This window comes from Cupriavidus sp. 10L45, assembly GCF_056395225.1.
Genome location: NZ_JBFTJC010000001.1, coordinates 256,044 through 277,794, shown reverse-complemented (window position 1 = coordinate 277,794; position 21,751 = coordinate 256,044). Strand labels below are relative to the sequence as shown.

23 protein-coding genes are annotated in these 21,751 nt (G+C 67.4%); 21 read left to right on the top strand and 2 right to left on the bottom strand.

The window, feature by feature from the left end; all coding sequences use genetic code 11:
* Nucleotides 1-308: 308 nt before the first annotated feature.
* A complete protein-coding gene (locus AC1DFU_RS01360) occupies nt 309-530 on the bottom strand; it encodes a hypothetical protein (RefSeq protein ID WP_092295428.1) in 222 nt (73 codons plus the stop codon).
* Nucleotides 531-646: 116 nt separating this feature from the next.
* On the opposite strand from AC1DFU_RS01360, the gene AC1DFU_RS01355 reads away from it, so the two are divergent.
* From AC1DFU_RS01355 to AC1DFU_RS01280, 16 genes are all read left to right on the top strand, one after another.
* On the top strand, nt 647-967 hold the full coding sequence (locus tag AC1DFU_RS01355; protein ID WP_092295431.1) for an RNA chaperone Hfq: 321 nt from the start codon (nt 647-649) through the stop codon (nt 965-967).
* A 237-nt stretch (nt 968-1,204) separates the two neighbouring features.
* Entirely contained in the window at nt 1,205-2,395 is a 1,191-nt protein-coding gene (locus AC1DFU_RS01350; RefSeq protein ID WP_092295434.1) for a FliC/FljB family flagellin, read from the top strand.
* A 127-nt stretch (nt 2,396-2,522) separates the two neighbouring features.
* Complete coding sequence (locus AC1DFU_RS01345) at nt 2,523-2,900, top strand: flagellar protein FlaG (protein ID WP_092295437.1); 378 nt, start codon at nt 2,523-2,525, stop codon at nt 2,898-2,900.
* Between the two features lie 48 nt (nt 2,901-2,948).
* On the top strand, nt 2,949-4,364 hold the full coding sequence (gene fliD / locus AC1DFU_RS01340) for a flagellar filament capping protein FliD (protein ID WP_092295440.1): 1,416 nt from the start codon (nt 2,949-2,951) through the stop codon (nt 4,362-4,364).
* 16 nt (nt 4,365-4,380) lie between these two features.
* Nucleotides 4,381-4,830, top strand: coding sequence for a flagellar export chaperone FliS (fliS, locus tag AC1DFU_RS01335; RefSeq protein ID WP_092295443.1), 450 nt, complete (start codon nt 4,381-4,383; stop codon nt 4,828-4,830).
* A 1-nt stretch (nt 4,831) separates the two neighbouring features.
* The gene (locus tag AC1DFU_RS01330; RefSeq protein WP_092295446.1) at nt 4,832-5,164 is read left to right on the top strand and encodes a flagellar protein FliT; all 333 of its coding nucleotides are present in this window, start codon (nt 4,832-4,834) and stop codon (nt 5,162-5,164) included.
* Nucleotides 5,165-5,241: 77 nt separating this feature from the next.
* Nucleotides 5,242-6,606, top strand: coding sequence for a flagellar hook-length control protein FliK (gene fliK / locus AC1DFU_RS01325; protein ID WP_477159842.1), 1,365 nt, complete (start codon nt 5,242-5,244; stop codon nt 6,604-6,606).
* A complete protein-coding gene (locus AC1DFU_RS01320; protein ID WP_092295452.1) occupies nt 6,603-6,899 on the top strand; it encodes an EscU/YscU/HrcU family type III secretion system export apparatus switch protein in 297 nt (98 codons plus the stop codon). Before fliK ends, AC1DFU_RS01320 begins: the two co-directional genes overlap by 4 nt.
* A 181-nt stretch (nt 6,900-7,080) precedes the next feature.
* Complete coding sequence (locus AC1DFU_RS01315) at nt 7,081-9,327, top strand: O-linked N-acetylglucosamine transferase, SPINDLY family protein (RefSeq protein WP_092295455.1); 2,247 nt, start codon at nt 7,081-7,083, stop codon at nt 9,325-9,327.
* The gene (rfbF, locus tag AC1DFU_RS01310; RefSeq protein WP_092295458.1) at nt 9,324-10,094 is read left to right on the top strand and encodes a glucose-1-phosphate cytidylyltransferase; all 771 of its coding nucleotides are present in this window, start codon (nt 9,324-9,326) and stop codon (nt 10,092-10,094) included. The genes AC1DFU_RS01315 and rfbF overlap by 4 nt, the downstream gene beginning before the upstream one ends.
* A complete protein-coding gene (rfbG, locus tag AC1DFU_RS01305) occupies nt 10,094-11,176 on the top strand; it encodes a CDP-glucose 4,6-dehydratase (RefSeq protein ID WP_092295461.1) in 1,083 nt (360 codons plus the stop codon). The genes rfbF and rfbG overlap by 1 nt, the downstream gene beginning before the upstream one ends.
* Complete coding sequence (locus AC1DFU_RS01300; RefSeq protein WP_092295464.1) at nt 11,173-12,426, top strand: class I SAM-dependent methyltransferase; 1,254 nt, start codon at nt 11,173-11,175, stop codon at nt 12,424-12,426. Before rfbG ends, AC1DFU_RS01300 begins: the two co-directional genes overlap by 4 nt.
* Nucleotides 12,423-12,968: a dTDP-4-dehydrorhamnose 3,5-epimerase gene (rfbC, locus tag AC1DFU_RS01295; RefSeq protein ID WP_092295467.1), complete on the top strand. Its 546-nt coding sequence runs from the start codon at nt 12,423-12,425 to the stop codon at nt 12,966-12,968. Before AC1DFU_RS01300 ends, rfbC begins: the two co-directional genes overlap by 4 nt.
* A 43-nt stretch (nt 12,969-13,011) precedes the next feature.
* The gene (locus AC1DFU_RS01290) at nt 13,012-14,082 is read left to right on the top strand and encodes an FkbM family methyltransferase (RefSeq protein ID WP_092295470.1); all 1,071 of its coding nucleotides are present in this window, start codon (nt 13,012-13,014) and stop codon (nt 14,080-14,082) included.
* A gap of 18 nt (nt 14,083-14,100) precedes the next feature.
* On the top strand, nt 14,101-14,910 hold the full coding sequence (locus AC1DFU_RS01285) for an NAD-dependent epimerase/dehydratase family protein (protein WP_092295473.1): 810 nt from the start codon (nt 14,101-14,103) through the stop codon (nt 14,908-14,910).
* The gene (locus tag AC1DFU_RS01280) at nt 14,901-15,554 is read left to right on the top strand and encodes an LbetaH domain-containing protein (RefSeq protein ID WP_177219935.1); all 654 of its coding nucleotides are present in this window, start codon (nt 14,901-14,903) and stop codon (nt 15,552-15,554) included. The genes AC1DFU_RS01285 and AC1DFU_RS01280 overlap by 10 nt, the downstream gene beginning before the upstream one ends.
* Before the next feature lie 103 nt (nt 15,555-15,657).
* Here the strand turns inward: AC1DFU_RS01280 and fliE are convergent, their stop codons facing one another.
* Nucleotides 15,658-15,978 carry a flagellar hook-basal body complex protein FliE gene (gene fliE, locus AC1DFU_RS01275; protein WP_092295476.1) on the bottom strand — a complete coding sequence of 107 codons (321 nt, stop codon included), beginning with the start codon at nt 15,976-15,978 and terminating at the stop codon, nt 15,658-15,660.
* A gap of 354 nt (nt 15,979-16,332) precedes the next feature.
* On the opposite strand from fliE, the gene fliF reads away from it, so the two are divergent.
* From fliF to fliJ, 5 genes are read left to right on the top strand one after another with little or no spacing between them, the layout of a single operon-like run.
* Entirely contained in the window at nt 16,333-18,015 is a 1,683-nt protein-coding gene (fliF, locus tag AC1DFU_RS01270; protein WP_441592577.1) for a flagellar basal-body MS-ring/collar protein FliF, read from the top strand.
* Nucleotides 17,999-19,012 (top strand): flagellar motor switch protein FliG, encoded by a 1,014-nt coding sequence (fliG, locus tag AC1DFU_RS01265; protein ID WP_092295482.1) that lies wholly within the window; start codon nt 17,999-18,001, stop codon nt 19,010-19,012. Before fliF ends, fliG begins: the two co-directional genes overlap by 17 nt.
* Entirely contained in the window at nt 18,999-19,829 is an 831-nt protein-coding gene (fliH, locus tag AC1DFU_RS01260; protein WP_092295485.1) for a flagellar assembly protein FliH, read from the top strand. The genes fliG and fliH overlap by 14 nt, the downstream gene beginning before the upstream one ends.
* Nucleotides 19,822-21,303 carry a flagellar protein export ATPase FliI gene (gene fliI / locus AC1DFU_RS01255; protein ID WP_369823441.1) on the top strand — a complete coding sequence of 494 codons (1,482 nt, stop codon included), beginning with the start codon at nt 19,822-19,824 and terminating at the stop codon, nt 21,301-21,303. Before fliH ends, fliI begins: the two co-directional genes overlap by 8 nt.
* Nucleotides 21,296-21,748: a flagellar export protein FliJ gene (gene fliJ, locus AC1DFU_RS01250; RefSeq protein WP_092295488.1), complete on the top strand. Its 453-nt coding sequence runs from the start codon at nt 21,296-21,298 to the stop codon at nt 21,746-21,748. The genes fliI and fliJ overlap by 8 nt, the downstream gene beginning before the upstream one ends.
* Nucleotides 21,749-21,751 lie beyond the last annotated feature (3 nt).

The window sequence follows — 21,751 nt, the reverse complement described above, 5'->3', positions numbered from 1 at the left end:
CCCACGCGCGGGGTGCTCGTAGGCTTTCAGGACTGCTGTGAAAGACCGGGGGTAAACCGGTCCGAACCCCGGAATATAAACCTGCTTACATGAGGTGTAAATGAGGCTTCTATCAGGGAATGCCCTGATAGCGGCTGTAACGAATTGAGCACTTTCGCGTTCCATGTCATGCCATGCCGCACATTCGGGCATATCGGCAGTTATCGGCAGCGTCCCAGAAAGCTTTAGTGCGAGCGGATTGCGACCCAAACGTTGCTTTTCTGTCAGGCGCCGACCACGAAGGTGCTACTTCAATCACACCGACTGCATCAATAAAATAAATAGAGCTTTACCTCTAGGCATTGTTCGCGGGCCAACTTTGTCAACACTTGTAAAACTTTGTTACCCTCCCGGCTGAAGTATTCCCCTTCTCTCCTCGCAAGGCCGGCCGAATTGCTCGGCCGGATGGCGCCATTCAACCGTTCGGTGTGCGCGCCCGTTAACGTGATGAAGGTGAGCCCCTGCCCCGGCTCCGAGAGCGAATGTTTCATATCTCGCCGGGATCAGGGCGCGCCATCCGTCACTTTTAGTGCGACCTCGATCCATGCGCCTGGTCCTCGGACCGTTGACCGCCGCCAGAACCCTCGCGGGCTCTTCCGGAGAAGTTGTGAAGCAGGAAAAAAAGGTTCCCCGTCCCAGCCGAAAGTTGCAGCATCTGCACTTTGCGGCCCACAGCGCCAGCCGCAATACCGTCATCGTGCACCTCTCGAATGGCACGCGGCTGACCGGGATCGTGCTGGCCTCGGACAATTACATGATTCTGCTGGGCAAAACGGGCGAGGATCCCATGCCCACGGTGGTCTACAAGCGCGCCATTACCGTGGTGACGCCGGCGCACGCGCCGGAAGCCGACGCAGCGGTGCTGGACGCCGAGGCGTCGCCGGATTTTGTGCGTCTATATATACCGCGCACCCGCAAGCGCCGCTGACGCCGCCAGGCCGGCCTGCGCCGGCGGCGCCCCGCCCATTCCCCGGGCCGGCCGCCATCCGCAATAACGCCGGGGGTTCCGGGCAGCGCCCGCAAACTCTCGCAAAGATCACTCTAAAGTCTCCTACCGCCCTGTCGATAACCCTTGCAACGGAGGCACTCTACGCCCTGCAACGCAGGCAGCCAACGTTACGGCACCCGCCGGAATGCCTAAAACATTGCATATAGGAGTCGTACCATGGCGCAAGTCATCAACACCAACATTCTGTCGCTGCAAACGCAGAGCAACCTGAACACGTCGCAATCGTCGCTGAACACCGCGATCCAGCGCCTGTCGTCGGGCCTGCGCATCAACAGCGCCAAGGACGATGCTGCTGGTCAAGCCATCGCCAACCGCTTCACCGCCAACATCAAGGGCCTGACGCAAGCTTCGCGTAACGCCAACGACGGTATCTCGATCGCGCAAACGACCGAAGGCGCCCTGAGCGAAGTCAACAACAACCTGCAACGTATCCGTGAACTGTCGGTGGAAGCCGCCAACGGTACGAACTCGGGTTCGGACCTGAAGTCGATCCAGGACGAAATCAAGCAACGTCTGTCGGAAATCGACCGCGTGTCGGCTCAGACCCAGTTCAACGGTGTCAAGGTTCTGGCCAAGGACCAGAACATGTCGATCCAGGTTGGCGCCAACGACAGCGAAACCATCTCGATCGCCCTGAAGGAAATCACCTCGAAGACCCTGGGCGTCGCTGGTTTCAGCGTTGCCGGCCCGCAAGGTGCCACGGCTTCGATCGGTTCCGCCGCCGCTCAAACGGCTCTGGGTTCCGCTACCCCGGTGACGGCTGCTTCGGCAACCGGCATCGCCGCCGCTGACATCCAGCGCGCTCTGGGCCTGAACACCTCGGCAGCCATCAACTCGCAATCCGTCGTGACGGATTCGAAGGGCAACTGGTTCGTGCAAGTGAGCATGACCGGCCTGACCGCCGCCGACGACGCCGCTCTGTCCTCGAAGGGCCTGGCTGGCAACGGTACGGCTACCTCGACGACGATGTACATCGCCGTCAAGCCGAGCGACGCTTCGGTGTCGGGTTCCACCGCCGGCTTCACGATCAAGGGCGCTTCGCTGCAAGCTTCGGACTTCCAACAAGCTGCCACGGTTGACCCGCTGAAGACGCTGGACTCCGCACTGGCTTCGGTTGACAGCCTGCGTTCGAGCCTGGGTGCTGTGCAAAACCGCTTCGAGTCGACGATCAACAACCTGAGCACGACGGTGAACAACCTGTCGGCTTCGCGTTCGCGCATCGAAGACGCTGACTACGCAACGGAAGTGTCGAACATGACCCGCGCGCAGATCCTGCAACAAGCTGGTACCTCGGTGCTGTCGCAAGCGAACCAGACCACGCAAAACGTGCTGTCGCTGCTGCGTTAATCGCCGCGCCGCAAGAAGGCCGGGCCGCAAGGCCCGGCTTTTTTGCCGGAATGTTTTGCAGGCAGCCCACTGCCTGCAAAGCGTTTCAACCGAGCAGAACCCCTCGCCTCACCGGACGGAGCAAACCATGGCAACTCCCAATCCCGTTTCCACTCCGGCGGCCCGCATTCCCGCCGACACCGTGGCCATCGCGCCGGCTTCCGCCGCCCCGACCGCCACGGTAAAAGCCGTTCGCCCGTCGCATGAAGCCGACCGCGCGGACACCCGGCCCGCCGCCGATGCGCCTGAAAACACCGCCACCGCGGTGCAGGAGCTGGTGGACGTGCTGAAGACCACCTCCATTGGCCTGCGCTTCGCCATCGACGACCAGACGCACCGCGTCATCACCACGGTTTTCGACAAGGAGACGGGCGAGATCATCCGGCAAATGCCGAATGAAGACGTTGTGCGCCTGGCGCGCGCGATCGACAAGCTCCAGGGCCTGTTCGTGAGCCACGCCGTCTGACCTCTGCAATCACCCAGTTGAAGACAAATAACAATAGGTAGAACAGTCATGGCAATCTCTTCCATCGGTATCGGTTCCAACCTCGAGCTGCAAACGCTGCTCGACAAGCTCCAGGCAGCGGAAGAACTTCCGCTCACGCAGATCAACAACCAGGCCAAGAGCTACCAGGCCAAGCTGTCCGGCTACGGCACCATCAAGAGCGTGCTGGATGCCTATTCGGCCGCCGCCAAGACGCTGAACACCGCCGCCACGTGGAGCGCCGTCAAGGCCGCCGTGGGCTCGGATAGCGTGCTCAGCGCCGCCACCGACGCTACCGCCGTGGCAGGCAGCTACAACATCAACGTGTCCTCGCTGGCCGCGGCGCAATCGCTGGTCTCGAAGTCGGTGGCCGACAAGACCGCTGCCATCGGCGGCGGCACCATCACGGTGGACTTCGGCGCCGACCTCGCCACGGGCGGCACGCCCACCAGCACCAAGACGGTGACGATCGGCTCCGATACCTCGCTGGAAGGCATCCGCGACTCGATCAACAAGGCCAATATCGGCGTCACCGCCAGTATCATCAACGACGGCAGCGGCACGCCCTACCATATTGTGCTGACGTCCAACAAGACCGGCACCCAGTCCGGCATGCGTATCAGCGCCAGCGACAGCGCCGTGAGCGACATCGTGGCCTATGACCCGGCCGTGGCCACGCAGCCGAACGGCATGTCCGAGAAGGTGGCCGCTGCCAACGCCACGCTGAAGATCAACGGTATCGACGTCACCAGCCAGAGCAACACCGTGCAGGGCGCGGCCCAGGGCGTGACCCTGACGCTGAAGTCCACCGGCACCACGACCATGAACGTGACGCGCGACGATGCGTCGATCAAGGCCAGCGTGCAAGGCTTTGTCACCGCGTACAACAACATCCTGTCGGCCGTCGGCTCGCTGACCACGTTCGACACCGATGCCGGCACGGCTGGCGCACTGAACGGCGACGGCACGCTGCGCAATATCGCCACGCGCCTGCGCTCGATGCTGACCACCCCGATGTCCGACGGCAACGGCGGCTCGGTCACGCTGTCCGATCTCGGCATCGAGTTCAACGTGACCACCGGCAACGCTGGCAAGCTGGAAATCGACGACGACAAGCTGAACAAGGCGCTCTCGGACAACTTCCAGGACCTGACCAAGTTCTTCTCGGGTGTGGATGGTTCGGCCGGCATGGGCAAGACCATCACCGACTATGTCGACTCGCTGAACGGCACCTCCGGCGCACTGACGGCAGCCACCGACGGCATCACCGCCACGCTGAAGGACCTGGAAGACAAGTACACGGCGACGCAGGACCGCGTCACGTCGACGATGGACCGTTACCGCGCGCAGTTCACGCAGCTGGACCTGCTGGTGTCGAAGCTGAACCAGACCAGCAGCTACCTGACGCAGCAGTTCGCGGCCATGAACGGCACCAGCAGCAAGTAAGTCACCGGAGTTCACCATGTTCGCGCGCCAAGCCATCAATGCCTATGCCCAGGTCGGTGTACAGACCGGGGTCATGAGCGCCAGCCCGCACAAGCTGATCGCGATGCTGTACGACGGCGCCCGCTCGGCCATCGCCCGTGCCAGGTTCCACCTGGACAATGGCGAGCTGGAGGCGCGCGGCAATGCCATCTCCAAGGCTATCAACATCATCGACAACGGGCTGCGCGCGGTGCTGGACCACGAGGCGGGCGGGGAAATCTCCGCCAACCTCGAATCGCTGTACGAATACATGACCCGTCGCCTGATGCTGGCCAACCTGCGCGGCGACGCTACCCTGCTGTCGGAAGTGGATGCCCTGCTCGAGAATCTTGCCTCGGCCTGGACCGCCATCGACCCGGCAGCGCCCACTGACGCCGAGCCCGCTGCACCGACCGCCATCACGCAGCCGGCCCTGCAGGAATCCTGAGATGTTCGATATGTCCCCCATCGTCAGAAGCTACGAAGAGCTGCTGGTGCTCTCGGAGCAGATGCTCGAAGCCGCGCGCGCGTCCAACTGGGATGCGCTCAACGATCTCCAGCAGGTCTACATGGCCGAAGTGGATCGCCTGCGCCTGCTCGACCACACCAAGCCGTTCTCCGACAACGAACGCCTGCGCCGCTTCCAGTTGCTGGAGCGCATCCTGGCCTACGACGCCCGGATCCGCGACCTGACCATGCCGCGCCTGGCCCAGTTGGGCGAACTGCTGAACAGCTCGCGCCGCAAGCTCGAGTTGTCCGCCGCCTACGGCGCCGCCGCCTGAATCCACTGCCCTTCCGTGCTTGCGGAAGGGATCGACCGACGCGTATCACGTCCATCGCCATCCGCTGACACGCGCCCATGACTGGCATCCAAATCCCGGCGGCCCTGGTGCCCCACGCTGCACCGGACACGCAACTCTCGCGCCCGGCGCTGGCCATCGACAAGCTCGCGGCGCTGATGCCGGTGCACGACGTCTCGCAGGGCGACGTGCAGTCGTCCACGGGCGAGACCGTCCAGGCCCGGCCGCCCAGCGCGGTCGGCCCCGGCGCCATGGACGCGCGCGGCAACGCGCTGACCACCTCCACGCGCGAGACCCTGAGCTTCGCGGCGCGCGCCATCCTCGACCTGTTCGAATCGGGCGATGCGCAGCCGCTGCAGACGCGCGCCCCGCTGCTGGCCACCGCGCCCGGCGCGGGCAACGCGTCGGCCGCCACGCTGTCCGCCGCGCTCGCCACGCTGGTCGACCAGAGCGGCCTGTTCTACGAATCGCATGTGGCGCAATGGGTAGTGGGCCAGCGCCCGCTGTCGGCCCTGCTGCAGGAGCCGCAGGCCGGCCTGCGCCAGCCCGCCCCGCCGGCCCAGACGGCCCCGCCCGCCGCGACGCCACCGCAGCAGCCCGCGCCCRGCGCCGGTGCGCCGGTGGCGCTGCTGCCCTATGGCGGCCCGCCCGCCGCGCCCGCGCAGGCCCCGAGCGCCGCGATCCTGGCAGAACTGACGCGCCCGACCATCTTTCCGCTGACTACCGGCGTACCGGCGCAGCCAGCGCGCGGCCATGGCGCCGACGCAGGGAGCCAGGCCGGCCAACCGGGCCAGCCCGTCGGCGCCACGCCCGGCCAGGCCACGCCCTCGACACCGGCCGCCGAACAGCGCCGTGCCGCGCACGCCAATGCGGCGGCGCATGCTTACCAGATCACGGCCGAGGTGTCGCACGAAGGCCACCATATCGCCCAGGCCCAGCGCGCGGCGATCATCGCCAGCTGGAATGCGCCCGACCAGCCCGCCGCCCCCCCGCAGGCCGACGTCGGCCCGCCAGTCCACCCGGCCAGCGAAGGCGTGGTGCGCCACCAGCTCGAGCTGCTCGCCACGCAGCAGTTCCGCTGGACCGTGGAAGCCTGGCCCGGCATGCCGATGGACTGGGAAGTCACGCGCGAGCAGCAAGGTGAGCACTCGCCTACCTCGGCAGATGCCGCGACCTGGAGCACCCGGCTGCGGCTGGATCTGCCCCGGCTCGGGCATGTCGATGCCGTGCTGACTCTCGGCGCGCACGGTCTGGAAGCGCGACTGGTGGCCGATGACCGCGCCACCGCTGGCCGTCTGGCCGAAGCAGGCGCTGACTTCCGCGGCCAGCTCGAAGCCCACGGCATCTCCCTGCTGAACCTCAACGTCAGCGCGGCCGCCGAGGTGGAAGCGCGCCTGGACGCCATTCCCGCAGCCCAGTCATGAGCGAGAACGATCCGAACCGCGGCGCCGCCGTCGCGCTCTCCTACCAGTCCGCCGACAAGGCCCCGCGCGTGGTGGCCAAGGGCTACGGCCTGTCCGCCGAAGCCATCATCGCGCGTGCCCGCGAGGCCGGCGTCTACGTGCACGGCTCCCCGGCGCTGGTCAACCTGCTGATGCAGGTGGACCTCGACAGCCAGATTCCCCCGCAGCTCTATGTAGCCGTGGCCGAGTTGCTGGTCTGGCTGCACCGGATGGAGCAGCCGGATGCGGCGGCATCCCTTCCGGCCCTCACCTGACCCCGCCTGACCCTCATCTGACCCGGTCCCCGAGGCGCCGAAAACGGCACCCCCGCTGAAATAGCGCCAATTTCGGCCCGTGTTCCGGCCGATGGCGCGGAACGTCCCTTGTTACTGTGCATGCATCGATCAGCCCGTCTGCTGTCCGGGCTGACACCGCGCCTTTGCAAAGCACAACGCCATGACCAAGAACGTTTCGAGTCCCGCGCAGCGGACGATCCAGCAGGCCTGGACTGCCTACAACGCCAGCAAGTATGCGGAAGCGCTGAAGCTCGCCCGCGCCGCCAAGCGCAGCGCCGGCACGCTCCCCGAACCGTATTACATCGAATCGCTGTGCCTGTCCGGCATGAACCATAGCGAGGAAGCCAAGCGGCTGGCGGAAGCCGGCATGAAGCGCTTCCCGAACCATCCGGGCTTCCTGGGCCTGGTCGGCGCGCTCGACGTGGCACTGGAAAACTACGCCGCCGGCATTCCGCTGCTCCAGCGCAGCCTGGAACTCCAGCCTGGCTCGGCCCATCTGTGGCAGGTGCTCGGCACGGCCATGTTCTATACCGGCGACTATTACGGCGCCCGCCTGGCCGGCGAGAAAGCCGCCGCGCTGCTGCCGAACGACCCGGTGGCGGTGGGCAACTACGCCTCGGCGCTGCGCGAATCGGGCAGCACCATCGAAGCCATTCCGGTGTTCCGCCGCGCCTGCGCGCTGGACCCGCTGCAGCGCGTGAACCGCTCCAACCTGCTGTTCTCGCTGCTCTACGACGAAACCATCGGCGCCGAGGAACTGCGCCGCGAGGCCACCGACTGGGCCCGCACGCTGGCCCGCACGCCCGTCGAAGCCCCGGCCTTGCAGGCCAGCCAGGGCGAGCGGATCCGCATCGGCATCCTGTCGAACGACTTGCGCCGCCATGCCTGCGCCTACTTCCTGATCCCGCTGATCGCCAACCTGGACCGCACGCGCTTCGAGGTGCACCTGTTCTCGCTGTCGAACGTCAACGACAACATCACCAGGAAGATCCGCGTCTACGCGGAAGGCTTCCACGACCTCTACAGGATGTCCGAGGCCGAGGTGGTCAAGGCCGTGCGCGCGCAGCGCTGCGACGTGATGATCGACCTGGGCGGCTACACGGGCGCCTCGCCGCTGACCTACATGGTCCACCGCCTGGCCCCGAAGCAGCTGACGTGGCTGGGCTACCCCGGCACCACCGGCATGGAACAGATCGAGTACCGCGTGACCGACTGGACCGCCGATCCGGAGGGCTTCGACCACAACTACACGGAAACACTGCTCCGTGCGCCGGTGTTCAGCGCCTACCACCCGATCGTCACCAACCCGCTGAAGATCTACGACCCGCAGTTCCGCGTGCAGCCGACCCCGGCGCTGAACAACGGCTACATCACGTTTGGCTCGTGCAACACCATCGCCAAGCTGGGTCCCAAGACCATGCGGCTGTGGAGCGCCGTGCTGGCACGCTGCCCGAACGCCCGCATGCTGGTGGAAGCCACCGGCTGCGACCGCGACAACGTGCGCGAGATGCTCTACGAGCGCATGGTCGCCCATGGCATCGACACCAGCCGTGTGGAGCTGATCAACCGTGACGGCGCCGCGCAGTACGTGACCTACAACCGCATCGACATCGCGCTGGACACCGCGCCCGTCACCGGCGGCACCACCACCTGCGACGCCATCTGGATGGGCGTGCCCGTGGTGACCTTCTCCGGCGACACCTTCCACCAGCGCGTGTCGGCCCCGTTCCTGCACGCCGCCGGCCTGGACGACCTGATCTGCGAGACCGAGGCCCAGTACGTCGACGTGGCCTGCGCGCTGGCTTCGGACGTGCAGCAGCTCAACGAGATCCGCATGTCGATCCGTCCGCGTGCCGAGCAGAGCGAGATGTTCGACGCGCAGCGCTTCGCCGCCTGGTTCGAGGACCAGTTGACCGAGATCTGCAGCGAGACCAAGCCGATTCCCGCCCGCACCGAACCGCGCCGCTCCGGCCTGTTCTTCGCCGGCGCGTGGTATCCCGCCGAGGACCTCGTGATGTCGGTGGCCGCTCACATCCACCTGAAGGAATGGGTGCCGCTGCTCAACGTGCTGGAGAACCTGACGTCCACCTGGTACCGCAACTGGGTGGTGGCCTACGGCCTGGCCGAATTCAAGTACCACAACGGCGAGGCTGACGCGGCCATCGACCTGCTGGTGGAAGCCATCGGCATGCGCCCGTACGCGCTGCCGCTGTACCGCAAGCTGGCGCTCTGGCTCGACGAACTCGGCCTGGACAAGTCCGCGCTCGCCCAGTTGCTGGACGAGCAGTTCGGCCTGGCACTGGAAGTGCTGGAAGCCTCCCCGCCGCCTACCGTGTTCGAGGTGATCGGCATCGAGGTGGCTACGCAGGCCGCCCCCGAAGCCGCCGCCGAGGAGGTGGCAGCATGAAGGCCGTCATCCTGGCCGGGGGCCTGGGCACCCGCATCTCCGAGGAATCGCACCTGCGGCCGAAGCCGATGATCGAGATCGGCGGCAAGCCCATCCTCTGGCACATCATGAAGATGTACTCGGCGCACGGCGTGAACGAGTTCGTGATCTGCCTGGGCTACAAGGGCTACGTCATCAAGGAATACTTCGCCAACTACTTCCTGCACATGTCCGACGTCACGTTCGACATGCGCGAGAACCGCATGGCCGTGCACCACCGCAAGGCCGAGCCGTGGAGCGTGACGCTGGTCGATACCGGCGAGGACTCGATGACCGGCGGCCGCCTGCGCCGCGTGCGCGAGTACCTGACGCCCGGAGAGCCGTTCTGCTTCACCTACGGCGACGGCGTGTCCGACATCGACATCACGGCCGAGATCGCGTTCCACCGCGAGCACGGCCGCCGTGCCACCGTGGCCGCCGTGCAGCCGCCGGGCCGCTACGGCGCGCTCGAGCGCGACAACGACAAGGTGTGCGGCTTCACCGAGAAGCCGCGCGGCGATGGCGCGTGGATCAACGGCGGGTTCTTCATCCTGCACCCGGAAGTGCTCGACCTGATTCCGGACGACACCACGAGCTGGGAAGAAGCGCCGATGCGCCAACTCGCCCGCTCCGGCCAGATGGCCGCGTTCGAACATACCGGTTTCTGGCAGCCGATGGACACGCTGCGCGAGAAGAACCTGCTGGAAGACCTCTGGCAATCCGGCAAGGCGCCCTGGAAGCGCTGGTAATGGTGTCGACTGCTTCCCCGTCGGCGGCGCTTTCCGCCTTCGCAGGCCGGCGCGTCTTCGTGACCGGGCACACCGGTTTCAAGGGCGCCTGGCTGGCGCTGCTGCTCGCGCGGCTGGATGCGCGCGTCAGCGGCTACGCCCTCGCCCCGAACACCACGCCGAGCCTGTTCGACGCCGCGCGCGTGGCGCCGGCGCTCGCGCAGCATACGGTGGGCGATGTCCGCGATGCCGCCGCGCTCACGCGCGCGCTGCACGCGGCCGAACCCGAGATCGTGCTGCACCTGGCGGCGCAGCCGCTCGTGCGCGCGAGCTACCGCGACCCGGCCGAGACGTGGTCCACCAACGTCATGGGCACGGTCAACCTGCTCGACGCGGTGCGCACCTGCCCGTCCGTGCGCGCGGTCATCGTGGTCACCACCGACAAGTGCTACGACAACAAGGAATGGCTCTGGGGCTACCGCGAGACCGATCCGCTCGGCGGCCATGACCCCTATAGCGCGAGCAAGGCCGGCACCGAACTCGTGGCCGCCAGCTATCGCAAGTCGTTCCTGGCCGAGCGTGGCGTGCTGCTCGCCACCGCGCGCGCCGGCAATGTGATCGGCGGCGGCGACTGGTCCGAGGACCGCCTGATTCCCGACGCCGCGCGCGCTGCCGCCCGTAGCGCCACGCTTGAGATCCGCAGCCCACAGGCGACGCGGCCGTGGCAGCACGTGCTGGAAGCGCTGCACGGCTACCTGCTGCTGGGCGCCCGGCTGCTGGCCGGCGACGCCGCGCTGGCCACCGCCTTCAACTTTGGCCCGGAAGCGCGCGACAACCTCCCGGTAGCGCGCGTGCTGGGCGGATTGCAGCAACACTGGCCGGAACTCCAGTGGGCGCATTGCCCGCCACCGGGCGCTGCGCCGCACGAGGCCCGCAACCTGTACCTCGATTCCTCCCAGGCGCACACGCTGCTGGGCTGGCAATCGCGCTGGACGCTGGACGAGGCGCTGGCCGCCACCGCACGCTGGTATCGCACCGTCCAGCACGAGCCGGGCCAGGCCCGCGCCATCACCGAACAACAGATCGAGCAATTCTGCGCATGACCACTGCTGCCACCGCTCCTACCCCCTGCTGCCGCGCCTGCGGCGCACCGCTGACGCAAACCGTCGTGGACCTCGGCCTGTCGCCGGTCTCCAATGCCTTCATCCGGCCGGAGCACATCGCACAGGGCGAGATGTTCTATCCGCTGCACGCCATGGTGTGCCACAAGTGCTGGCTCGTGCAGCTGCGCGACGCCACGCCGGCGGAAACCCATTTCCACGACGACTACGTCTACTTCTCGTCGTTCTCCACCTCGTGGCTCGAACACGCCCGCCGCTACGTGACGGCGATGACCGAGCGCTTCGACCTGACACCGGCGAGCAGCGTGATGGAGCTCGCCAGCAACGACGGCTACCTGCTCCAGTACTTTCACCAGAACGGCGTGCCGTGCCTGGGCATCGAGCCTTCCGCCAATACCGGCGAAGCCGCGCGCGCCAAGGGCATCGACAGCCGCGAGCTGTTCTTCGGCGAGCGCACCGCGCGCGCGCTGCGCGTGGAAGGCTGGGAGGTGGACCTGCTGCTCGGCAACAACGTGCTGGCCCACGTGCCGGACATCAACGACTTCGTGGGCGGCATGCCGATCGTGCTGAAGCCGGAAGGCGTGATCACGCTCGAGTTCCCGCACCTGCTGCGCCTGCTCGAACAGAACCAGTTCGACACGCTGTACCACGAGCACTATTCCTACCTGTCGCTGACGGCGCTGGTGCCGATCCTCGCCCGCGCCGGGCTGCGCGTGTTCGACATCGAGCACCTGCCCACGCACGGCGGCAGCCTGCGCCTGTTTGCCTGCCACCAGGCCTCGCGCCGCGCCACCACGCCGGCCGTGCAGGCCTGCCTGGATGAGGAGGTCGCCGGCGGCCTGACTTCGCCGGACCGCTACGCCCGCTTTGCCGAGCGCGTGCGCCAGGCCAAGCGCGACCTGCTGGCCTTCCTGATCGAGGCGCGCCGCGCCGGCAAGCGCGTGGCCGCCTACGGCGCCGCCGCCAAGGGCAACACGCTGCTGAACTACTGCGGCATCGACGCCGACCTGATCGAGTACGTGGTGGACCGCAACCCGGCCAAGCAGAACAAGCTGCTGCCCGGCACGCGCATTCCGGTGCGCTCGCCCGATTCCATCTACGCCAGCCGGCCCGACTACCTGGTGATCCTGCCGTGGAACATCAAGGACGAGGTGATCGAGCAGATGGCCGGCATCCGCGCCTGGGGCGGCCGCTTCGTGGTGCCCATTCCCGATACCGTGGTCCTGCCGTGATCTTCACCCCGACCCGCATCGCCGGCGCCTGGCTGGTGGACCCCGAACCGCTGCCCGACGCGCGAGGCTTTTTCGCGCGCACGGTCTGCGTGGCGGCGTTCGCCGAGCACGGCCTCGACGCGCACTTCGTGCAGCAGAGCGTCTCGCGCAACACGCGCGCCGGCATCCTGCGCGGCATGCACTTCCAGACCGGCGCGCATGCCGAGGACAAGCTCGTGCGCGTGACCACCGGCGCGGTGTACGACGTGATCCTCGACCTGCGCCGCGCGTCCACCACCTACCTGCAATGGCAGGCCGTGGAGCTGTCGGCGGACAACCAGCGGGCGATCTACATCCCGAAGGGCGTCGCACACGGGTTCCAGACCCGCACGGCGCTCTCCGAGGTGTTCTACCAGATGACGGTGCCGTTCGCGCCCGGCAGCAGTGCCGGCGTACGCTGGGACGACCCCGCCATCGGCATTGACTGGCCAGACTGCGCGGACCGCATGGTCTCCGCGAAGGACCTGGCGCTTCCCCTGCTCGCCGGGCTTGGCGAGCATTGACAACCCCTTTTATTCGATCCTGACAATCCAAGCGGAGCCACCCATGACGACTGAACATCTGCAAAAGCTGTCCGACGCCCTGCGCACGGTGGGCGGCAGCGCCGCCGCCCGCGACAAGGTCATCGCCCTGTGCAAGAGCATCGAGCAAGACCTGGACGCCTACGAAGGCAGCGTGCGTGACGACATTACCGGCCCGATCGTCGACGCCATGTACAACGAGCAGTCGCGCCTGCGCAAGACGCTGGCCGACGGCACGGTGTTCGAATTCCTGTACCGCACCAAGATCGCGCGCGACTTCCTGATGAGCACGCCGCCGCAGCCGGACCACGTGTGGGAGCCGCAGACCACCAAGCTGCTGCTGAAGCTGTGCGAGCGCGGCGGCCATGCCGTGGTGGGGGGCGCCTACTTCGGCGACCAGGTGATCCTGATGGCGCGCCGCCTGGCGCAGGCCGGCGGCACCTGCCACGCGTTCGAGCCGAATGCCGACCAGCTCGGCATGCTGCGCAACAACGCCTCGCTGAACCACGTGGAAAACATCCGGAGCTGGCGCCTGGGCCTGTGGTCGGACAGCACCACGCAACTACGCCTGGTGGGCCACGACTCATTCGCCCATGCCGAGCACACCGACGGCCCCGCCGATGACGACAGCTTCTCGACGATCACCATCGACGAATACTGCGCCCAGCAGAACGTGGACAAGCTCGGCCTGATCATGCTCGACATCGAAGGCGCCGAACTGAACGTGTTCAAGGGCGCGGCGAAGCAGCTGGCCCGCCCGGCCGGCGAAGCCCCGAACCTCGTGTTCGAAGTGCACCGCCACTACGTGGACTGGAGCGCCGGCCTGCAGAACGCCGAGATCATCCGCATGCTCACCGGCTTCGGCTACCACGTCTACGCCGTGCGCGACTTCAACTCGAACGTGAACATGGAAGGCCGCCCCGTGGAGCTGGTGCCGGTGGACCAGGTCTACCTGGAAGGCCCGGCGCACGGCTTCAACATGGTGGCCGTGAAGGACCCGGCGCTGCTGGCGGGCAAGGACTTCGCGGTCGTGCCGGGCGTGAGCCCCAAGCTGCTGTGGCACCGTGACCCGGCGCTCCACCATCCCGTCAACTGATCGACACCGAGGAAAGCAATGCGCTGTACGGTGATCGGCGGGGCCGGCTTTGTCGGCCGCCGCCTGGCGGACACGCTGCGGCGTGCCGGCCATGAGGTCTGGGTTCCCGCGCGCGGCGACCGCGCGCTCTTCACCCGTGACCTGGGCCATGTGTATTACTGCGCCGGCCTGACGGCCGACTTCGCGGCGCGCCCGTTCGACACCGTCACGGCGCACGTCTCGCTGCTGGCCGATGTGCTGCGCGCGAACCGCTTCGCGCATCTGGTCTACCTGTCTTCCACGCGGCTCTACGACACCTCGCAGCTGCCCGTGGGCGACGAAGCCGCCGCGCTGATGCTGCAGCCGGCCAGCCCGCGCGCGCTGTACGACCTGTCGAAGGGGCTGGGCGAAAACCTCTGCCTGACCGTGGCCGCCGGCCGCGCCGCCGTGGCGCGGCTCTCGTGCGTGTTCGACTGGGCGCCCGAAGCGCCGGGCTTCCTGTCCGAATGGCTGATCCGGGCCGCCACCGAGCGCGCGTTCACGCTCGACAGCGACGCCGGCTTCGTGCGCGACTACATCCACCTGGACGACGTGGTCGGCGCACTGACCGCGATGTCCACGGGCGGCGCGAGCGGCATCTTCAACCTGGCCAGCGGCGCCAATGTGTCCAACGGCGAGTTGGCCGAGGTCTTCAACCGGCTCGGCTGGGACATCGGGCTGACCCGCGCCTCGCCCGTGCAACGGGCCGCCGTGTGCAGCACCGAGGCACTGCGCGGCCTCGGCGTGGCCCCGCGCGACGTACGCGACGTGGTGGCGAGCTATCTGGAGGGGATCAAGCCATGGAACTGATCGGCCATACCCGCGAGTCGCTGGCCGCCTACACCTGCGCCCAGGTGGCCAACCTGGTGCCGGACGGCCGCCACGCGGCGCTGCTGCCCGTGGTGTCCCGGCACATGGACGAGGCCCTGACCCGCGTGGGCCACTGCATCGACGCCGTGCGCATGTGGCGCCCCGGCCAGTTCAACTACCTGCACTCGTCGCAGTACTGCCAGTACCTGTACTACCTCTCGAACACGATCTGGCGCAATGAGCGCCACGGCGAGGCCTGCACCAAGCTGTTCCTGCTCAACAAGGCGCTCAACGCGATCGACCTGTTCTACGAGATCGAGATGCCCGAGGTGTTCTTCATCGGCCACTCCGTCGGCATCGTGCTGGCCAAGGCCACCTACGGCAACTACCTCGTCCTGTACCAGAACTCCACCGTGGGCAAGAACCACGGCGTGGCCCCGGTCATCGGCGACGGCGTGGTCATGTACCCCAACACCGCCATCATCGGCCGCAGCCACGTCCGCAACGGCTCGGTGATCTCGCAGGGCGTCAGCGTGCTGAACCGCGAAACCCCGGGCGACTGCCTGGTCTACGCCGGCGACGCCGGCGACCTGATCTGCAAGCCCGCCTACGAGCGGGCGGCGACGGAGTATTTCAGGGTCTGAGGGGGTGACAGACGGCAAAAAGGCCATGTCGCGGCAGCGCAACATGGCCTTTTTGTCGTTCCCGACCCACGCCCCAACCGCTGCACGGGTCGGAGAACTGCCATCAAACCGGCATATTCATCATTTCCTGGTACGCCGCCGCCAGGCGGTTGCGGACCTGGACGGCGGTCTGGAACGACACGTTGGCTTTCTGCATGTCGATCATCACGTCGTTCAGGGCCACGCCGGGCTTGCCCATTTCGAAGGCTTCGGCCTGGCCGTAGGCGCGGTCCTGCACGGCGTTCAGGCGTTGCATGGAGCGTTGCAGTTCGCCCGCGAAGCCTTCGGTAGAGGCCGCCGGGGCCTGGTTGGTGCTGCCGCCGCCAGCCACCTGCGCCAGGCCGCGCAGTTGCTGGAGCATGCCTTCAATCGAGGAGATCGTCATGACGCGTCCGGTTCTGTGAGAGGGGTTTCCGGAGCCACGCGCCTGATACATCACACGCAGTCCGTTTTCAGTGCTCGCACTGTACCCACCCCCGCTCCCAGCCCAAAGGATGAATTCGGCGGGAAAACCTAGCCTATTCAGCCGATTGTCCATCAGCCTTCTGGCCGATCATCGCTACCGTGCCGGATCTGGCGGATCCAAGCGTATCGACGCACCGCCCCGGCCTGTTATCAACCAGCGGGGAGTGCGCGTGTTTTTTCAGCAGCGTAATGTGAGCCAAGCCGAAATGATTAACGGCAGCCAAGGCGAAAGTGGCAAGGGCAGGACTAACCCTGCCGCGCCGGAGTCGCGCGCATGAACGCGGCAGCTACCCTGCCGAACGGCGCGGCACTGGTCGACAAGCTCAAGGCCAATCCGCGCCTGCCCATGATGCTGGGCGGGGCGGCACTGGTCGCGGCCATCGCCGTGGGCGTGATGTGGTCGCGCACGCCGGACTACAAGGTGCTGTACAGCAACCTGTCCGAGCGCGACGGCGGCGCCGTGGTGGCCTCCCTCCAGCAGATGAACGTGCCGTACAAGTTCGCCGAAGGCGGCGGCGCGCTGATGGTGCCGGCTGACAAGGTGCACGAAATGCGCCTCAAGCTGGCCAGCCAGGGCCTGCCGAAGAGCGGCAACACCGGCATGGAGCTGATGGACAACCAGAAGTTCGGCATCAGCCAGTTTGCCGAACAGGTCAACTACCAGCGTGGCCTGGAAGGCGAACTCGCCCGCTCGATCGAGTCGATCGGCGCCGTGCAGTCGGCCCGCGTGCACCTGGCCATCCCCAAGCCCACCCTGTTCGTGCGCGAGCGCCAGAAGCCCACCGCGTCGATCGTGCTGCAGCTCTACCCGGGCCGCGCCGTCGATGAAGGCCAGGTCGCCGCGATCAGCCACCTGGTTTCGTCCAGCGTGCCCGAACTCACGCCGAAGTCGATCTCCATCGTCGACCAGCACGGCAACCTGCTCTCCGGCACCAACGACCGCTCGCTGGATGCCAGCCAGCTCAAGTTCGTGCAGCAGGTGGAACAGAACTACGTGAAGCGCGTGGAAGCCATCCTCGCGCCGATCCTCGGCAAGGACAACGTCCACGCCCAGGTCACCGCGGACGTGGACTTCTCGTCCGTCGAGCACACCGACGAAAGCTACAAGCCGAACCAGGACCCGACCAAGGCGGTCATCCGCAGCCAGCAGACCAGCGAGTCGAGCACGCAGGGCGCCACCCCCGTGGGCGGCGTGCCGGGCGCGCTGTCGAACCAGCCGCCGGCCGCCGCCGTGGCCCCGGTGACCACGCCGCAGCCGCCGCGCCAGCCGGGCCAGCCCAATCCGCCGGCCCAGGCCAACGCGAACCAGGCCACGCAGACCGCCGAGAAGACCGGCCCGAGCACCAGCCGCCGCGACGCCACCACCAACTACGAGGTGGACCGCGTGGTGCGTCACGTGCAGCAGGCTCCGGGCGGCGTGAAGCGCCTGTCGGTGGCCGTGGTCGTGAACTACCGCCAGAAGCTCGATGCCAAGGGCAAGCCGGTGACCGAGGCGCTGTCCGCCAAGGAACTGGCCCAGATCGAGAACCTGACCAAGGAAGCGATGGGCTACTCGGCCGACCGCGGCGACTCGCTGAACGTGGTCAACAGCCCGTTCACCGACAACGCGGAGAAGGAACCCGAGCTGCCGCTGTGGAAGCAACCGCAGATGATCGACCTGGCCAAGACCGGCGTCGGCTACCTGCTGCTGGCCATCCTGGCGATGTTCCTGTGGTTCAAGGTGGCGCGTCCGGTGCTGCGCAAGTACACCGCGCCGCCGCTGCCCGCGCCCTCCGAGACGACGGAAGCCAGCGAAGCCGTGCTCCTGCCGCCGGAAGAAGCCCAGAATCCGGAAGTCCTGCGCCTGGCCGCGAAGTACGAAAGCGATCTCGCCCTGGTGCGCGACGCCGCGCAACGCGACCCGCGCCTGGTCGCCAGCGTAATCAAGAATTGGATGGCCCATGACGAACGCCAGTAAGGGAATGCCCGAACAGGGCCTGCAGAAGAGCGCCATCCTGATGATGGCGATTGGCGAGGACGCTGCCGCCGAGGTTTTCAAGCATCTGTCGCCCCGTGAAGTGCAGGGGCTGGGTTCGGCGATGGCCAACCTGTCGTCGGTGACGCGCGAGGAAATGGCCGAGGTGCTGGCCGAGTTCCGCGGCGAGACCGAGCAGTACCTGGCGCTGAACGTGGACTCCAGCTCGTTCATCAAGAGCGTGCTGAACAAGGCGCTGGGCGAGGAACGCGCGCTGTCCGTGATCGAGGACATCCTGGAATCGCGCGATCCGGGCGGCGGCATCGACTCCCTGAACTGGATGGACGCCACCTCGGTGGCCGAGCTGATCAAGGACGAGCACCCGCAGATCATCGCTACCATCCTGATCCACCTGGACCGCCAGAAGTCGTCCGAAGTGCTGGGCTTCTTCACGGACCGCCTGCGCAACGACGTGATCCTGCGGATCGCCACGTTCGGCGGCGTGCAGCCGGGCGCGCTGCAGGAGCTGACCGACGTGCTGACCAAGCTGCTGGCCGGCCAGAGCCTGAAGCGCAGCCGCATGGGCGGCGTCCGCACGGCGGCCGAGATCATCAACCTGATGAGCACGGCCCACGAGGAAGCGGTCATCGACGGCGTGCGCACGCACGACACCGACCTGGCCCAGAAGATCATCGACGAGATGTTCCTGTTCGAGAACCTGCTGGAAGTGGACGACCGCGGCATCCAGCGCGTGCTCAAGGAAGTGGCTACCGAATCGCTCATCGTGGCGCTCAAGGGTGCCCAGCAGGAACTGCGCGACAAGTTCATCCGCAACATGTCCACCCGTGCCGGCGAGATGCTGCGCGAAGACCTGGAAGCGCTGGGACCGGTGCGTGTGTCGCAGGTGGAGGCCGAGCAGAAGGCCATCCTGCAGGTGGTGAGACGCCTGGCGGAATCGGGCGAAATCCAGATTGGCGGAGGCGACGATGCCTACGTTTGAGCGCGGCTTTGCCGCCAGCCGCGGGCCTGCCCGCGGCGACACCGGCACCAGCATCGGCAATGGCAGTGGCGCCGGTGCCAGCGACCCGTTCGACAACTTCAGCGCGTTCGAGCCGCCCAGCCCGGTGCGCGCCCGCTCGCGCGGGGACGCCTGGCAGCGCTGGCAGATGGTGTCGCTGGACCCGCGCGACGCGCTGAAGCGGGCGCTTGAGTCCGTCCAGCTCCCCGCCGAACCGCCGCCCCCGCCGTCCATCGATTTCGAAGCCCTGCATGCGATGCGCGAAGGCGCCCGCAAGGAAGGCTATGCGCAGGGCTACACCCAGGGCCAGACCCAGGGTTATGGCGACGGCCACCGCGAAGGCTATGCGCGCGGCCTGGAATCGGCCCGCAATGAAGCCGCCCGGCTGCAGGAGCTGGCCGGCAACTTCCGCGACGCGCTTGGCCGCGTGGATACCGAGATTGCCGACGCACTGGTCGGCCTGGCCCTCGATGTGGCCCGCCAGCTGGTCCGCAAGACCATGGAGACCGATCCCGCCGCGCTGCTGCCCGCCGCGCGCGAACTGCTGGCGGCCGAGCCGCGGCTGTCCGGCTCGCCCTGCCTGCTGCTGAATCCCGAAGACGTGTCGCTGGTGGAAACCCACCTGGCCGGCGAACTGGAAGCCGCCGGCTGGACCGTGCGCGCCGACGCCACCGTGGCGCGCGGCGGCTGCATCGCCAGCGCCGCCAGCGGCGAACTGGACGCCAGCCTGGCCACCCGCTGGAGCCGTGTGATCAAGGCCCTGGGCCGCAACGACCCGTGGGAGCCCCCGCATGCATGACGCCCAGCCCGCCGCGCCGGCCCAGCCGATGCCCCCGTCGGCACCCGCCGATGTCGCTTCTGCCGCGCTGCACACCGCGCGCTGGCGCGACGCGCTGACCGGCGCCTCGGCAGGTATCGCCGAGGTGGACAGCAAGCGCGCCTGCGGCCGCCTGACGCGCGCCGCCGGGCTCGTGCTGGAAGCCGTGGGGCTGCGCATGCCGGTGGGCAGCGACTGCCTGATCGAACTGCCGGGCACGCAGCACGCCCATGGCGGCCCGCGCACGGCCGAGGCCGAAGTGGTCGGCTTTGGCGCCGACCGCCTCTACCTGATGCCGCAATCGGACGTGGCCGGCCTGGTGCCGGGCGCCCGTGTCTATCCGCTCGAACCGTCGCCGCAACCGTCCGGCATGGCTTCGCCGCGCGAACCCGGCTCGAAGCGCCTGCCGGTAGGCCACGGCCTGCTGGGCCGCGTGCTCGACGCCGCCGGTCGTCCGCTCGACGGCCTCGGCCCGATCACCGCCGCCACCGAAGTCCCGCTGGCCGGCAAGCAGATCAACCCGCTGATGCGCGCCCCGATCGAAACCGTGCTGGACACGGGCGTGCGCGCCATCAACGGCATGCTGACCGTGGGACGCGGCCAGCGCATGGGCCTGTTCGCCGGCTCCGGCGTGGGTAAGTCAGTGCTGCTGGGCATGATGGCCCGCTACACCAGCGCCGACGTGATCGTGGTCGGCCTGATCGGCGAACGCGGCCGCGAAGTGAAGGACTTCATCGAGAACATCCTGGGCGAAGAGGGCCGCAAGCGCTCGGTCGTGGTGGCCGCGCCGGCCGATACCTCGCCGCTGCTGCGCATGCAGGGTGCCGCCTACGCCACGCGCCTCGCCGAATATTTCCGCGACCAGGGCCAGCACGTGCTGCTGATCATGGACTCGCTCACCCGTTACGCGATGGCCCAGCGCGAGATCGCGCTGGCCATCGGCGAACCGCCCGCCACCAAGGGCTATCCGCCTTCGGTGTTCGCCAAGCTGCCCACGCTGGTGGAGCGCACCGGCAACGGCCCCGAGGGCGGCGGCTCCATCACCGCCTTCTACACCGTGCTGACCGAGGGCGATGACCAGCAGGACCCCATCGCCGATTCCGCCCGCGCGATTCTGGACGGCCACATCGTGCTGTCGCGGAGCCTGGCCGAGAGCGGCCACTATCCGGCCATCGACGTGGAAGCCTCGATCAGCCGCGCCATGACCGCGCTGATCGAGCCGCCGCAGTTCGCCTCCGTGCGGCGCTTCAAGCAACTGATGTCGCGCTACCAGCGCAACCGTGACCTGATCAGCGTGGGCGCCTACGTGCCCGGCAACGATCCGGAACTGGACCTCGCAATCCGCATGCACCCGCGCATGGAGTCGTTCCTGCAACAGGACATCCACGAGCGCGCGGACTACGAGGGTTCAATCGCCCGCCTGCACGATCTCTTCGAGAGGACGCACCATGGCTAAGCCGACCCCGCTCAACACGCTGGCCGAACTGGCCCAGGACAACACGGACAAGGCCACGCGCGAGCTGGGCCGGCTGCAGGGGCTGCGCACGCAGGCCGAGCAGCAGCTCCTGGCGCTGACCGAATACCGTCACGAGTACCGCACGCGCATGCAGGCCATCGCGGCGGAGGGCATGACCTCGGGGCGCTGGCAGGACTTCTCGCGCTTTCTCGACTCGCTCGACCACGCCATCCGCCAGCAGACCAGCGCGCTGGCCAAGGCCGAGGCCGACCTGCTGGCTGGCCGTGCCAACTGGCAGCAGCAGAAGCGCCGCCAGAACTCGTTCGACACGCTGATCACCCGCGCCGAAGTGCGCGAGCAGCAGGTCTCCGCGCGGCGCGAGCAGCGTTCCACTGACGAATACGCCGCCCGCATGGCCCGCCAGCCGGCCAGCGGCCAGAACTAACCT